At 69.1% G+C, this 14,934-nt stretch carries 9 protein-coding genes and 1 pseudogene; 6 read left to right on the top strand and 4 right to left on the bottom strand.

The window, feature by feature from the left end; translation table 11 throughout:
• Positions 1-25: 25 nt before the first annotated feature.
• Positions 26-562 (top strand): annotated as a pseudogene (locus HUV60_RS11150) (GNAT family N-acetyltransferase); the annotation flags it as partial.
• 620 nt (positions 563-1,182) lie between these two features.
• On the opposite strand, the gene HUV60_RS11145 reads toward HUV60_RS11150, so the two are convergent.
• The 4 genes from HUV60_RS11145 to HUV60_RS11130 all read right to left on the bottom strand — a co-directional run bounded on the left by HUV60_RS11145 (position 1,183) and on the right by HUV60_RS11130 (position 5,114).
• Complete coding sequence (locus HUV60_RS11145) at positions 1,183-1,959, bottom strand: succinate dehydrogenase/fumarate reductase iron-sulfur subunit (protein WP_257847586.1); 777 nt, start codon at positions 1,957-1,959, stop codon at positions 1,183-1,185.
• Positions 1,956-3,896: a fumarate reductase/succinate dehydrogenase flavoprotein subunit gene (locus HUV60_RS11140; protein WP_257847587.1), complete on the bottom strand. Its 1,941-nt coding sequence runs from the start codon at positions 3,894-3,896 to the stop codon at positions 1,956-1,958. Before HUV60_RS11140 ends, HUV60_RS11145 begins: the two co-directional genes overlap by 4 nt.
• A 19-nt stretch (positions 3,897-3,915) precedes the next feature.
• Positions 3,916-4,752, bottom strand: coding sequence for a hypothetical protein (locus HUV60_RS11135; protein ID WP_257847588.1), 837 nt, complete (start codon positions 4,750-4,752; stop codon positions 3,916-3,918).
• A gap of 68 nt (positions 4,753-4,820) precedes the next feature.
• Entirely contained in the window at positions 4,821-5,114 is a 294-nt protein-coding gene (locus HUV60_RS11130) for a hypothetical protein (protein WP_257847589.1), read from the bottom strand.
• A gap of 300 nt (positions 5,115-5,414) precedes the next feature.
• Between HUV60_RS11130 and HUV60_RS11125 the strand changes: the two genes are divergently transcribed.
• The 5 genes from HUV60_RS11125 to HUV60_RS11105 all read left to right on the top strand — a co-directional run bounded on the left by HUV60_RS11125 (position 5,415) and on the right by HUV60_RS11105 (position 14,932).
• Positions 5,415-7,814, top strand: a complete 2,400-nt coding sequence (locus HUV60_RS11125; RefSeq protein ID WP_257847590.1) for an ABC transporter family substrate-binding protein — start codon at positions 5,415-5,417, stop codon at positions 7,812-7,814.
• Positions 7,815-7,991: 177 nt separating this feature from the next.
• Positions 7,992-9,899, top strand: a complete 1,908-nt coding sequence (gene typA, locus HUV60_RS11120; RefSeq protein WP_257847591.1) for a translational GTPase TypA — start codon at positions 7,992-7,994, stop codon at positions 9,897-9,899.
• Positions 9,900-10,896: 997 nt separating this feature from the next.
• Entirely contained in the window at positions 10,897-11,928 is a 1,032-nt protein-coding gene (locus HUV60_RS11115; RefSeq protein WP_257847592.1) for an ABC transporter permease, read from the top strand.
• Positions 11,929-12,035: 107 nt separating this feature from the next.
• Complete coding sequence (locus tag HUV60_RS11110) at positions 12,036-13,838, top strand: ABC transporter substrate-binding protein (protein ID WP_257847593.1); 1,803 nt, start codon at positions 12,036-12,038, stop codon at positions 13,836-13,838.
• A 116-nt stretch (positions 13,839-13,954) separates the two neighbouring features.
• On the top strand, positions 13,955-14,932 hold the full coding sequence (locus HUV60_RS11105) for an ABC transporter permease (protein WP_257847594.1): 978 nt from the start codon (positions 13,955-13,957) through the stop codon (positions 14,930-14,932).
• Positions 14,933-14,934: the final 2 nt, after the last annotated feature.

Genomic DNA, 14,934 nt, shown 5'->3' with positions numbered 1-14,934 from the left:
GCACCCGACTCCGGCCCCGGCCACTTTGACACGCCTGACAGCGGGCACCCTGAGGCCCTGGAGCCCGAAGGAGTCGGCGGGCCCGGCCGAGCTGTACCGGGACGAGGCGTTGCGCCGCTGGACGAGCGACGCCGTGCACGACGAGACGAGTGCGGCGCGCTGGGTGTCGGCGCAGCAGCGTGGCTGGGAAGCGGGCGACCGGCTCGCGTTCGCCGTGGAGGAGGCGTCGGCGGGGCCGGGAGCAAGTGGCGACCCTGCGAGGTTCGTCGGCGGCGTCGTCCTCAAGTACGCGGCCAGGGGCTCGGGTTCCGCAGAGGTGGGCTACTGGAACGGGGCGCCCGCGCGGGGCCGCGGAGTGGCTCCCCGCGCTCTGGCGGTAGTGACCGACTGGGCGTTCACGGCCTTCGCCCACGAGGGCCTGACTCGCCTGGAGTTGCTGCACCAGGTCGACAACGAGGCTTCCTGCCGCGTCGCCGGGAAGGCCGGTTCCACACTCGCCGGCGTGCTCCCCGCCGCACCGCCCGCCTTCCCCCGGGACGGGCACGCGCACGTACGCCACGCGCCCACCGCCGCCCGACCGCAACCACGGGCTTCCCCGCCCCCCGTCCTCCTTCCCAAGATCAGCCGCGGGCCCGGCCGGGGCCGGCGGCGGAGGGGACACGTGATGTCACGCACGGAACCCACCGGGCCCACCGGGCCCACCGGGCCCACCGGGCCCGGTCCCGGCGACGCGGAGATCACCTGGTACGGGCACGGGCAGACGGAGGGGAAGCCGCCCCGGCGCCGGAGACACCGGCTCACCTGGGCCGCGCTCGCGGTCGTGCTCGTGCTCGTGATACTGGTGCCGTTGCTGGCCGCCGGGACGGTGCTGCGGTTCAACCTCACCGGTGACCCGGCCGACGGGACGTACACCCGCGGCCGTGACGCCATCTGTCTCGGGCACGCCTGGGTCGACGGGCGCCGAGCGGATCGTGGCGCCCGGCGGCATCGTCGTCCTGGACGACTTCGGACACCCGGAGCGGCCGGGGAGCAAGGAGGCCTACGAGAAGCACATGGCCACCGACACCCGGCTGACCTTCCTCGGCCGGGTGGCGCACTCCGGCTATCTGCGGCCTCCGGGTCTCCGGGCCTCCGGGTCTCCGGGCCCGGGGACGCCGGGCGGGGCGTCGAGGGCTCCGGGTGTCAGGACGGCGCCGACCGGCGCCGGATCCTGTTCCCGAGCCAGACGAGCGGGTCGTACTTGCGGTCCACCGCCCTTTCCTTCAGCGGGATCAGCGCGTTGTCCGTGATCCTGATGCCCTCGGGGCACACCTCGGTGCAGCACTTGGTGATGTTGCAGTAGCCGAGTCCGTGCCCGTCCTGCGCCGTGCGCCTCCGGTCCAGGCCCAAGGCGTCGGCCGCGTCCAGCGGATGCATGTCCAGCTCCGCCACCCGCATCAGGAACCGCGGTCCGGCGAAGGCCTGCTTGTTCTCCTCGTGGTCGCGGACGACATGGCAGGTGTCCTGGCACAGGAAGCACTCGATGCACTTGCGGAACTCCTGCGACCGGTCCACGTCCTCCTGTGCCATCCGGTACTCGCCGGGCCCGACCCCCTCGGGCGGTACGAAGGCCGGGACCTCCCTGGCCTTGGTGTAGTTGAAGCCGACGTCCGTCACGAGATCGCGGATCACCGGGAAGGCACGCAGCGGGGTCACGGTGATCGTCTCGTCCCGGCCGAACACCGACATGCGGGTCATGCACAACAGCCGCGGACGGCCGTTGATCTCCGCCGAGCACGAACCGCACTTGCCCGCCTTGCAGTTCCAGCGGACGGCGAGGTCGGGGGCCTGGGTGGCCTGCAGCCGGTGGACGATGTCGAGGACCACCTCGCCGTCGTGCACCTCCACCCGGAAGTCCTCCAGGCCGCCGCCCTGCACGTCCCCCCGCCACACCTTGAAGCGGGCCTCATAGCTGCTCACTCGTACAGCTCCTCTTCGGCGAGGTACTTGACCAGCTCCTCCTTCTCGAAGAGGGCGAGCAGGTCGGGGCGGATGGGTTCGGTGATCTCACGGGTGAGGGTGATCTGGCCGCGCACGCTGTCGGTGGCCGCGAGACCGCCCGTGGGGTCGGTGAGCGCGCACAGCAGATTGACGTTGCGCCAGGTGCGCTCCATCGCAGCGTGGTCCTCACGGGTGTGGCCGCCGCGCGACTCGGTACGCTCCAGCGCCGCCCGGGCCACGCACTCGCTGACCAGCAGCATGTTCCTGAGGTCCAGGGCGAGGTGCCAGCCCGGGTTGAACTGCCGGTGCCCCTCGACCCCGGCCCGGCGGGCCCGTACCCGCAGCGCGGCGAGCTTCTCCAGGGCCTGCTTCATCTCGTGCTCGCGGCGGATGATGCCGACCAGGTCGTTCATCGTCTGCTGGAGTTCCTGGTGCAGGGTGTACGGGTTCTCCGGTGGCCCCTCGTCCGGTCCCTCGCCCTCCGCCGAGAACGGGCGCAGAGCCTCCGCGGCGGCCGCGTCCACCTGGACGTCGTCCACCCGGCGACGCTCCCTCCCCCGCCCTTGTCCCGCCGCGTGCTCGGCCGCGTGCCGGCCCGCCCGGCGCCCGAACACCAGCAGGTCGGAGAGGGAGTTGCCGCCCAGCCGGTTGGATCCGTGCATGCCGCCGGCCACCTCACCGGCCGCGAACAGCCCCGGCACCCCGCGCGCCGCCGCCGTGTCCGAGTCGACGGCGATGCCGCCCATCACGTAGTGGCAGGTGGGCCCGACCTCCATCGCCTCCGCCGTGATGTCGACGTCCGCCAGCTCCTTGAACTGGTGGTACATCGACGGCAGCCGGCGCTTGATGACCTCGGCCGGCATCCGGGTGGACACGTCCAGGAAGACCCCGCCGTGCGGGGAGCCGCGGCCCGCCTTCACCTCGGCGTTGATCGCGCGGGCGACCTCGTCGCGGGGGAGCAGTTCGGGGGGCCGGCGGTTGTGGTCCGGGTCGTCGTACCAGCGGTCGCCCTCCTCCTCGGACTCGGCGTACTTCTTCTTGAAGACGTCCGGCACGTAGTCGAACATGAACCGCCTGCCGTCGGAGTTGCGCAGTACCCCGCCGTCGCCGCGCACCGACTCGGTGACCAGGATGCCCTTCACCGACGGCGGCCAGACCATGCCCGTCGGGTGGAACTGCACGAACTCCATGTTGAGCAGCGGGGCCCCGGCCAGCAGCGCCAGCGCGTGGCCGTCGCCGGTGTACTCCCACGAGTTCGACGTCACCTTGAAGGACTTGCCGATACCGCCCGTCGAGAGGACCACGGCGGGCGCCTGAAGGACGAAGAAGCGCCCGGACTCCCGTTCGTAGCAGAAGACACCACATACGTGACGGCCGTCCTTGAGCACGCGGGTGACCGTGCACTCCTGGAAGACCTTCACCCGGGACTCGTAGTCCCCGGTCTCCCGGAAGTCCTCCTGCTGGAGGGCGACGATCCTCTGCTGGAGGGTGCGGATCAGCTCCAGACCGGTGCGGTCGCCGACGTGCGCGAGGCGCGGGTACTCGTGGCCGCCGAAGTTGCGCTGCGAGATCCGGCCGTCCTTCGTCCGGTCGAACAGCGCGCCCCAGGTCTCCAGCTCCCACACCCGCTGCGGCGCCTCCCGGGCGTGCAGCTCGGCCATCCGCCACTGGTTGAGGAACTTCCCGCCGCGCAGGGTGTCGCGGAAGTGGACCTTCCAGTTGTCGCCGGTGTTGACGTTGGCCATGGCGGCGGCGATCCCGCCCTCGGCCATCACGGTGTGGGCCTTGCCGAACAGCGACTTGCAGATCACCGCCGTACGGGCGCCCCGCTCGCGTGCCTCGATGGCGGCGCGCAGCCCGGCGCCGCCCGCACCGACCACGACGACGTCCCATTCCTGCCGGTCGACCACGGGCATGTCAGGCAGTCCCCCTCAGCTAGAAGAAACGCGGATCGTCGAAGGCGCCGGACGCGACGAGGTAGACGTAGAGGTCGGCGACCGCCACGCTCACCAGCGACGCCCAGGCGAGCTGCATGTGCCGGGCGTTCAGCCGGCCCACCCACTGCCACATCCGGTAGCGCACGGGATGCCGGGAGAAGTGCTTGAGCTTGCCGCCGACGATGTGCCGGCAGGAGTGGCAGGAGAGGGTGTAAGCCCAGATCAGCACGATGTTGACCAGGAAGACGAGGGTGCCGAGTCCCATGTGACCCCACGCGTAGTGCTCGTCGCGGAAGGCGAGGACAGTGTCGTAGGTCAGCACCAGGGCGACCAGGAGTGCCGCGTAGAAGAAGTACCGGTGGATGTTCTGCAGGATCAGCGGGAAGCGGGTCTCCCCGGTGTACTTCCTGTGCGGCTCGGCGACCGCGCAGGCCGGCGGGGACGCCCAGAAGCCCCGGTAGTAGGCCTTGCGGTAGTAGTAGCAGGTCAGGCGGAAGCCGAGTGGGAAGACCAGAATGATGATCGCCGGTGAGAGGCCCCACCACCCGCCGACGAGCTCCCAGTTGGGTCCGCCGCGCATCGGCTCGCAGTTCTCGGCGAGGCACGGGGAGTAGAAGGGCGAGACGTACGGCGCCGCGTAGTAGTCCGCGTTCGACAGGGCCCGCCAGGTCGAGTAGACGACGAAGGCGAGCAGACCGGCCGCGGTGGCGGCCGGGGCCAGCCACCAGCGGTCGGTCCGCAGGTGCGGAGCGGCGATCGCGGCGCGGGTACCGGTTCTCACACCGGTGCGTCGGGGTTGGGGGTCTGTGGCGGGCGGTTCCGTACCAGTGGCCACTTGTCCGCTCCGGTCGGGGTCAGGGGGCGCGGCGGATCCTGCGAGGTGGACGGGGATTCGAACGGGAGTCAGGGAGCGCGGCGGTCGTGTGCGCCGAGCCCCTCGTCGTCCGTGTCCACCCACAGGGACGGGTCGTACGGCGCGTCGGAGATGGTGACGAGATCGGGCCGCTTCGGTACGCCGGCCGTGGTGACGGCCGTCTCCCGGAGCAGCGCGACGCTCTCGCGCAGATGGTTGGTGTCGGCCCGGACGCGGCGCATCTCCAGGCCGCCGCTGCCGAGCTGCTTCTCCAGGCGCCCCACCGACCGGATCAGGTCGTCGAGACTGCGCTGGACGGATGCCAGTTCGTCGTGCACGGACATGACTTGCCCTCACTTCCCGCGGGTCCTCAAGGGTCCTTCAGGCCCAAGGCGGCAACGTTCGTGCGCCTGAGAGTGTTGCGCGTCACACCTTGCGCTGTGAAGGGATGTGCGTCGATTGGCCGAGGCGCACGGGTGCACCGCGCGGTGTGTTACGCCATGCGGGTGACCTTCCGGTCCGTGGCCGCCGTGTCGCTCTTGGTTGCCGAAGCCTTTCCACTTCAGTGGCCGCATACATCAGATGAGATCTAAATACCACCAAAAGTGATCGTAATGCCCGCGGCTTCACGGAGGTAACCAGAGATGTCACACGACGGCGTCGGCCCGCGCGCGGTCACGCGCTCGGTAGCCTTCCTCACCGCGGGCGTGCTCGTGGTGCCCACGCTGGCCGGATGCAGCTCCGGCGACGACCCGGCCGGTCGGCCCCTCGCCGGAGGGGACATCGCCCGTGCCGACCGCGCGCGGATCGCCGACGGCGGCACCCTGCGCTGGGGCGTGGACTCCGTTCCGGAGACCCTGAACGCCTTCCAGTCGGACGCCGACGCCACCACCACCCGGATCGCCCAGGCCGTGCTGCCGTCGATGTACCGGATGGACGGCCGGGGGCGTCCGGTACGCAACCCCGACTACCTGGAGTCCGCCGAGGTCGTCGAGACCGAGCCCAAGCAGGTCGTCCTCTACAAGCTCAACCAGCAGGCGGTCTGGAGCGACGGCCGGGAGATCGGCGCCGCCGACTTCGCCGCCCAGTGGCGCGCCCTGTCCGGGAAGGACTCCGCCTACTGGACCGCCCGCAACGCCGGCTACGACCGCATCGAGAAGATCCAGCGCGGCGAGGGCGACCTGGAGGTCAAGGTCACCTTCAGCCGTCCCTACGCCGACTGGAAGTCGCTGTTCGCGCCGCTGTACCCGAAGGACGTCATGGGCACCCCGGACTTCTTCAACGACGGGGCCCGCACGAAGCTGAAGGTCACCGCCGGCCCGTTCGTGGTGAAGAAGGTCGACCGCAAGGACGACGAGGTCACCCTCGCCCGCAACGCCCGCTGGTGGGGCGAGCCGGCCCGGCTCTCCACGATCGTGCTGCGCGAGGTGCCCCGCGACGAACGGATCGCCGCGCTCACCGACGGAACCCTGGACCTGGCCGAGATCGACGCCCCGGCCGCCCGCCGTATCTCCGTCGCCGCCGGTCCGCAGGACACGAACGCGAGCGGGAGCGCGGGTACGAGCGCGCGGGACAGCGAGGCCGCGGGCGGTACACCCCTGAGGGGCCCCCGGGCCGCCGGGTTCGGAGCCGGGCGGTCCGCGGCCGGGGCCGTGCGCTCCTGGGCCGTCGCGAACGGCTCCGACGAGGAGATCTCCGCCCGCGAGGAGCAGCGCGAGGCCGCCGCGGAGCTCGCGCGCGAGGCGCGGGCCCTCAGCGGTTTCGAGGTGCGCAAGTCGCTGGAGCCCGCCTACACCCAGCTCGCACTCAACGGAGCCGAGGGGCCCCTCGCCGACGACCGGGTCCGCCGCGCCGTGGCCCGTGCCCTGGACCGGCGGGACCTGGCGGAAGCGGTTCTGAAGCCGCTCGGCCTGCCCGCCGAGCCCGTCGGAAGCCACCTCGCGCTCTCCGGGCAGGCCGCCTACGCCGACGGCAGCGGCGCCCTCGGCGACCAGAACGCCAAGGAGGCGCGGGCCCTGCTCGCGGACGCCGGCTGGGTACCGGGCGGTCCGGTGAAGAAGGGGGAGAAGGGGGAGAAGGGGGAGCAGGCCGCCGGCGGGGAGGGCGAGAAGGCGGAATCGTCCGACGAGGGCTCCGGCGAGGCTTCCGGCAAGGACAAGGACAAGGACAAGGACAAGGACAAGGACTCCGGGAACGACGCCGCCGACGACGGCACGTACATCGTCGGCGAGGACGACGAAGGGGACGCCGAGAGCGACGGAAACAACGGCGACGACGACCACCTCGCCCAGGACGGCACCCAGCACACGCGGCTGAAGCAGGGCAACCTCCCCGGCGCCTACGCACCCCTGGGCACCGCCGCCCCCGCCCAGGCGGAGGACGCCCCGCTCGCCAAGGACGGCAAGGCGCTCACGCTCGACTTCGTGCTCCCCTCCGGCCCCGGCTCGGAGGTCCTCGGCACCGTGGCGGACCGGATCGCGAAGATGCTGGAGAAGATCGGTATCCGCGCGGAGATCACCAAGGTCGACGGCGAGAGCTATTTCACGGACCACATCGCCTCCGGTGAGTACGACCTCGCTCTCTACTCCTGGCCCGCGACCGCCTACCCCGCCACCGACGCCCGCCCCGTCTACGCCAAGCCGGTCCCGGCAGCCGACGGCTCGCTGAACGTCGGACAGAACTACCCCCGCGTCGGCACCGACCAGGTCGACCAGCTCTTCGACCAGGCCCTCGCGACGCTCGACGACGCGAAGCGCGCCGAGCTGCTCCGCAAGGCGGACGCCCGTATCTGGGCGGCGGCCGGCTCGATCCCCCTCTACCAGCGTCCTCAGCTCACCGCCGCCCGCAAGGACCTGGCCAACGCAGGCGCGTTCGGTTTCCGTACCCCGGTCTACGAGGACATGGGGTACCTGAAGAAGGGAGCGCGGGGCCCGGCCGGGACACCGCGGGGGAAGGCCCCCGAGCCCTTCGCCTCCGGTTCCGCCCCGGAGCCGGAATCGAACCCGGAATCGAACCCGGAATCGGAGTCGGAGTCGGATTCCTGATCAGTCCTGATCACCCCGCGTAACGGCCCGTGGGGCCGGTCCGGACGAGGAGGGCGAGCCCCAGGCGCCGGGGGCCCGTACCATGGGAGGTGGCCGCGGCGTGTCCAGCCCGGCAGGGCCCGCGCACCGCAGCCGTCTGCGCAGGGCATTCCTCACCATTCCGGGAGTACGCCTTTTATGGCCACGCGCCACGACATCCGCAACGTCGCCATCGTCGCCCACGTCGACCACGGCAAGACCACCATCGTCGACGGCATGCTGAAGCAGGCCGGCGCCTTCGCCGCGCACCAGCTCGACTCGGTCGACGACCGCATGATGGACTCGAACGACCTGGAGCGTGAGAAGGGCATCACGATCCTCGCCAAGAACACGGCGGTGAAGTACCACCCCAAGGACGGCGGGGACCTGATCACGATCAACATCATCGACACCCCCGGCCACGCCGACTTCGGTGGCGAGGTCGAGCGCGGTCTGTCGATGGTCGACGGTGTCGTGCTGCTCGTCGACGCCTCCGAGGGCCCGCTGCCGCAGACCCGCTTCGTGCTCCGCAAGGCGCTCCAGCAGCGGCTGCCGATCATCCTCTGCATCAACAAGACGGACCGTCCGGACGCCCGTATCGACGAGGTGGTCAACGAGGCCTACGACCTCTTCCTCGACCTGGACGCCGACGAGGAGCAGATCGAGTTCCCGATCGTCTACGCCTGCGGCCGTGACGGCGTCGCCTCGTTGACCAAGCCGGAGGACGGCACGGTCCCGGCCGACTCGGACTCGCTCGAGCCGTTCTTCTCCACCATCCTGTCGCACATCCCGGCCCCCACCTACGACGAGGGCGCCTCGCTCCAGGCCCACGTCACCAACCTGGACGCCGACAACTTCCTCGGCCGGATCGCGCTGCTGCGCGTGCACCAGGGCGAGCTGAAGAAGGGGCAGACCGTCGCGTGGATGAAGCGCGACGGGACCGTCTCCAATGTGCGCATCTCCGAGCTGATGATGACCGAGGCGCTCACCCGCAAGCCCGCCGAGAAGGCCGGCCCCGGTGACATCTGCGCGGTCGCCGGCATCCCGGAGATCATGATCGGCGAGACCCTGGCCGACCCGGAGACCCCGGTCCCGCTGCCGCTGATCACGGTGGACGAGCCCGCGATCTCCATGACCATCGGCACCAACACCTCGCCGTTGGTCGGCCGAGGCGGCACGGGCAAGGGCGCCGACGCGAAGGCGGCCGTGAAGGACCGCAAGGTCACCGCCCGTCAGGTCAAGGACCGCCTGGACCGCGAGCTCATCGGCAACGTCTCGCTGCGCGTCCTGGAGACCGGCCGTCCCGACGCCTGGGAGGTACAGGGCCGCGGCGAGCTGGCACTGGCGATCCTGGTCGAGCAGATGCGCCGGGAGGGCTACGAGCTGACCGTCGGCAAGCCGCAGGTCGTCACCCGCGAGATCGACGGCAAGGTGCACGAGCCCGTCGAGCGCATGACGATCGACGTGCCCGAGGAGCACATGGGCGCGGTCACGCAGGTGATGGGCGTCCGCAAGGGACGGATGGACAACATGTCGAACCACGGCTCCGGCTGGGTGCGGCTGGAGTTCGTGGTGCCCTCGCGCGGTCTGATCGGTTTCCGTACCGAGTTCCTCACGCAGACCCGCGGCACCGGTATCGCGCACTCCATCCACGAGGGCCACGAGCCCTGGTTCGGGCCGCTGCAGACCCGGAACAACGGCTCCCTGGTCGCCGACCGCTCCGGCGCGGTCACCGCGTTCGCGATGACCAACCTGCAGGAGCGCGGCGTGCTGTTCGTCGACCCCGGCACCGAGGTGTACGAGGGCATGATCGTCGGCGAGAACTCCCGTGCCGACGACATGGACGTCAACATCACCAAGGAGAAGAAGCTCACCAACATGCGGTCGTCCTCGGCGGACTCGTTCGAGGCGATCGTCCCGCCGCGCAAGCTGTCGCTGGAACAGTCCCTGGAGTTCTGCCGCGACGACGAGTGCGTCGAGGTGACCCCGGAGTCGGTCCGTATCCGCAAGGTGAACCTGGACGGCCGCGAGCGCGCCCGCGCCGCGAGCCGCGCCAAGCACGGCTGACACACCGGCCCGCGCACGTACGCGGGTATACGCGCATACGGCACCGGGCACCCCTGCTCCCAGGGGTGCCCGGTGCCGTATACACCCGCACGGTGTGCTGCCACCGCGCGATGTCATGGCGAAGCGGAGCAAAAGAGGAGGGTAGGGATAACCCTCTATCCGGCCGGGGGATGCTCCTGAGACGGGTGATGCCCACTACCCTGCTCCCGAAGCGGACCGCGGTCGCCGCCGACGTGGTGCGGTTCACGTCCGGAGTGCCACGGTCCGGGGCCGATGCCAACGGCTCTGCCGCCCCGGCGTGCTGAGTGCACGTCAGCTGCGCGAGGGATCCTGCGCGGCAGCCGCTCCTCCCGCAACGGCTTTTCCCTCTTCGGGTGTCCGCTATGCGGACGGTTGGCGCCGATAGATGTGTAACAAGTCCGTTTCGCAGGGATCTCCTCCGAAACCCTTTGTCCGGATTTTGGAAGATGTAGGGCCCAGCTGTGATCGAACCGAGACCTCGTGGGTGTGGTTCGGCTCTGTCGCATGGCAGATAGTTAGGCGCGTAGAGCTCGGCCGAACGGGTCACGCGCCGACGGCGCGGGCTCGCGAGCCAGGGGGCACCTGATGATCTCCGACACCGGCGACGGGCGGTGGGCGAAGACATGTCGAGTGCTCCCCTTTGCGGTGAACCAGTGGATTCATGAGGAGGAACCCATGCGAGGTGCCACAAGCGCCATATGGGTCGCGTCGTCCCCGATGACAGGTGTAGGTCCCGTGGGTGCGTTCAGTGCTGTTCCCGCTCCCGTGGCCGAGGCAACGATCCGGCGTCGCGAACTTCTTTGACTGCCCCGGCCCGTGACCGGCCGGCACCGGCCGCGGACCAGGGTTCCCCTGTGGTGGGGTTCACCTCCAGTCGCTGATCCAGTCGCGCGCTTCAATGACGTACGCCGTGCGAAGGTCGTCGGACCGCTTGTGTACCGCCGACGACCTCCAACACCTGTGAAACGGACGAATCATGACGAGTCCAACCGAGATCGAGAGGGCTGTGGCCTCTCCCGTCTTGGACAAAGAGAGCGGGCCGCAGGGCGACGCCCAGGAGCCGAAGAAGCTCGAGGGCCGCAGCCCCGGGCAGCTGATGTGGGCGCGCTTCAAGCGCGACCGCACCGGAGTGGTCTCCGCCTTCGTCGTCCTGTTCTTCTTCGTGGTCGCGGCAGCGGCGCCGCTGATCTCGAAGGCATACGGCAAGGACCCGTACACGCTCTACGGGCAGGAGAACCCGGACCTCCTGGACATGTTCACCATGCCGGCGGCGCCCTTCGGCGGCATCACCGGTGAGTTCTGGTTCGGCATCGAGCCGGGCCTGGGCCGCGACGTGTTCACGCAGCTGGTGTACGGCATCCGGACCTCGTTGTTCACGGCGCTGGCCGCGGCGCTGCTGGTCACCCTCATCGGTGTGCTGATCGGTCTCTTCGGAGGGTACTTCGGCGGCAAGGTCGACTACTGGCTCGGCCGGGTGACCGACTTCTTCATGGCCCTGCCCAACCAGCTCTTCTTCGTCGCCGCGATGCCGGTCATCACCACGGTGTTCGTCGCTCCGGACGAGGAGACGCCCACCTACGTGCGGGCCAGTGCGATCATCATCGTGCTCTCGTTCCTGGGCTGGATGAGTATGGCCCGGATCGTCCGGGCCGCCGCGCTGTCGCTGCGCGACCGGGAGTTCATCGAGGCGGCGCGCATCTCCGGGGCCTCGCCCTGGCGGATCATCCGCAAGGAGCTGCTGCCCAACATCGTCACCCCGGTGCTGGTCCAGGCGACCCTCGCACTGCCGTCCCTCATCCTCAGCATCGCCTTCCTCTCCTTCGTGGGCGTCGGATACGTCGAACCCACGCCGGACTGGGGCCGCATGTTCGCCATCGGGGCCGACATCGTCGAACAGGACCCGTACTACATGCTCTTCCCCGGAGTGGCCATGGTGATCTTCATTGTGGCCTTCAACCTCCTCGGTGACTCGGTGCGGGACGCGTTCGATCCCAAGACGGGCCGCTGAGTCCGGGGGGCTCCTCATCCTTGCCCCGGTCGGCTCCGGTGCCACCCGGCCCGCTTCCGGCCAGCAACAACCACGCTCACTACTCACAGGCAGGTGGATTCGACTCCATGAGCATCTTCCGAAACCGCACCGCTACGGCCGCGATTGTCGCGGTGGCGGCCGGCGCCCTGACCCTCACCGCGTGCGGCGGGGGCGACGGCGGCAACTCGGCCAAGGACACCAGCAAGCAGAAGGAGGACGCCGCCGCCCAGTCGAAGCCGGTGCAGATCGGTGACGTCGAGGCGTCGACCGGTCCGGCCCCCGAGGTCCCCGGCGCCAAGCCCGGCGGCACCGCGGTCGTCTACCAGGAGTCGGACTTCTCGCACCTGGACCCGGGCCAGATCTACGTCTCGGACGGCAAGCTGCTCAGCCGCCTGATCTACCGCGGTCTGACCCAGTACGAAGAGGACGACAAGGGCAACCTGACCGTCGTGGGCGACCTCGCCACCGACGCGGGCAAGGTCTCCGACGGCGGCAAGACCTGGACGTACACGCTCAAGGACGACCTCAAGGACGAGAACGGCGACCCGATCAACTCGGCGGACATCCGCCACTCGATCGAGCGCATGTACGCGTCCTTCATCACCGACGGCCCGACCTACCTGCAGCAGTGGCTGTCCGGCGCCGGTACCACCTACCGCGACGCCTACGAGGGTCCGTTCAAGGGCAAGCACCTGCCCGACGACGTCCTGGAGACGCCGGACGACAAGACGGTCGTCTTCCACTTCGAGGACGCGCAGCCCGACCTCCCGCAGCTGCTGACCATGCCCGGTTACGCCGTGGTCCCCGAGGAGTCGGACACCAAGGAGAAGTACGACACCGACCCGGTCGCCACGGGTCCGTACAAGATCGCCGACTTCAAGCCGGGCAAGTCCATGAAGCTGGTCAAGAACGACCAGTGGGACGCGAAGTCCGACTCGGTGCGTCACCAGTACGTCGACGGCTTCAACATCTCGATGAACCACGATGACGAGGACCAGACCAAGACCCTGCTCGCCGACCAGGGCGAGGCCAAGAACGCGATGATGTTCACGGGGCAGGTCGCCACCACGCAGCTGCAGAAGGTCGTGAGCGACAAGGAGGTCATGGACAACCGCACGATCCAGGGCTACGCGCCCTACGTGTGGCAGCTCAACTTCAACATGGACCGCGTCAAGGACAAGAAGCTCCGTGACGCGATCACCCTGGCCATCCCCTCCACCTCGGTCTTCAAGGCCGACGGCGGCGCCTACGGCGGTGAGGTCGCCAACTCGCTGATGTCGCCCACCACCCCGGGCTACGACGAGTCCTACGACCCGTTCAACCGTGCCGAGAAGCCCAACGGTGACATCGCGGCCGCCAAGAAGCTGATCGAGGAAGGCGGCTTCGCGGGCAAGAAGCTCGTCTACGCCTACGCCAACAGCCCGGTCCGTCAGCAGCAGTCCGTGCTGATCGCCGACGCGCTGGAGAAGATCGGTCTCGACATCCAGAAGAAGGAGATCGACGCCGCCACCTGGTACGAGCAGATCGGCAAGGTCGACAACGGCCTCGACCTGTACATGACCGGCTGGGGTCAGGACTGGCCGTCCGCCAGCACCGTCTTCCCGCCGCTGTACGACGGCACGCAGATCCAGGACGGTGCGTCGAACTACGCGCACATCAACGACGACCACGTGAACTCCGAGATCGCGCGCATCCAGAAGATCACCGACACCGAAGAGGCCACCAAGGCCTGGGCCGAGCTGAACGAGTACATCTCGGACGAGGTCAACCCGGCCGCCCCGATGTACTACACCAAGGTCTTCCAGATCTTCGGCTCGAACGTCGGCGGCATCCGCTACAGCTCGGACTCGAGCTACGTGGACGTCACGCGGGTCTTCCTGAAGCAGTAGTAGCCGGCTCGTAGGGAAACCGGTGGTGGGCGCGCGGCGGAGCGCCCACCACCGGGGCCCGGATCTCGTCCCGACCGCCCATCCGATTGCCGCCGTCCTGAGAGCAGCCTTCTGCCATGCTTCAATTCCTCATTCGCCGGACATTCGGCGCGGCGCTGATTCTGCTGTTGATCAGTGCGTTCACGTTCTTCATGTTCTTCGCGATCCCGCAGGACCCGGCCCTGCTGGCCTGTGGCAAGAACTGCACCCCGGACGCGCTGGAGATCATCCACAAGAACCTGGGCCTCGACAAGCCGGTCACCGTCCAGTACTGGATCTTCCTCACCGGCATCTTCACCGGCCGGGACTTCGCCGTCGGCCACTGCGACGCCCCCTGCTTCGGCGTCTCCTTCGCCAACAACCAGAACGTCTGGGACACGATCATGGATCGCCTCCCGCTCACCCTCTCGCTGACCGTCGGCGGTCTGGTGGTCTTCCTCATCGTCGGTCTCGGCGCCGGTCTGCTGGCCGCCAAGTTCCGCGGCACCTGGCTGGACAAGACCTTCAGCAGTGGTTCGCTGGTCCTCAGCTCGCTGCAGATCTACTTCCTCGGCCCGCTCGTGATGCTCGCCTTCGTCTACAGCACCGGCTGGCTCGACAAGCCGAGGTACGTGCCGTTCTCCGAGGACCCCGGCGGCTGGTTCATGGGCCTGCTGATCCCCTGGGTGGTCATGGCGACCATCTTCACCGCCCAGTACACCCGTATGAGCCGTTCCTCGATGGTCGAGCAGCTCCAGGAAGAGCATGTGAAGGCGGCCCGCGCCAAGGGCATGTCGGGCAACTACGTCTTCATGCGGTATGCCTGGCGCGGATCCCTCATCCCCATCATCACCATCCTCGGCATCGACCTGGCCTCGCTGCTGGCCGGCGGAATGGTGACGGAGAAGACCTTCAGTCTGGCCGGTCTCGGCCGGCTCGCGCTGGACTCCGTCATCAACAAGGACCTGCCGATGCTGATGGGCGTCATGCTGTTCAGCGCGGCCCTCATCATCCTCTTCAACCTGATCGTGGACGCCCTGTACGCCGTCATCGACCCGCGCGTGCGTCTGTCCTAGGA

This window comes from Streptomyces sp. KMM 9044, from assembly GCF_024701375.2.
Lineage (GTDB): Bacteria > Actinomycetota > Actinomycetes > Streptomycetales > Streptomycetaceae > Streptomyces.
The sequence above is the reverse complement of the archived record's forward strand: the minus strand, read 5'-3'. Positions and strand labels throughout refer to the sequence as shown.

Bases quoted from the DNA above. Each gene is read 5' to 3' on its own strand.
- HUV60_RS11140 (WP_257847587.1), bottom strand. From the start codon at position 3,896: ATGCCCGTGGTCGACCGGCAGGAATGGGACGTCGTCGTGGTCGGTGCG.
- HUV60_RS11130 (WP_257847589.1), bottom strand. From the start codon at position 5,114: ATGTCCGTGCACGACGAACTGGCATCCGTCCAGCGCAGTCTCGACGAC.
- HUV60_RS11125 (WP_257847590.1), top strand. From the start codon at position 5,415: ATGTCACACGACGGCGTCGGCCCGCGCGCGGTCACGCGCTCGGTAGCC.
- typA (WP_257847591.1), top strand. From the start codon at position 7,992: ATGGCCACGCGCCACGACATCCGCAACGTCGCCATCGTCGCCCACGTC.
- HUV60_RS11115 (WP_257847592.1), top strand. From the start codon at position 10,897: ATGACGAGTCCAACCGAGATCGAGAGGGCTGTGGCCTCTCCCGTCTTG.
- HUV60_RS11110 (WP_257847593.1), top strand. From the start codon at position 12,036: ATGAGCATCTTCCGAAACCGCACCGCTACGGCCGCGATTGTCGCGGTG.
- HUV60_RS11105 (WP_257847594.1), top strand. From the start codon at position 13,955: ATGCTTCAATTCCTCATTCGCCGGACATTCGGCGCGGCGCTGATTCTG.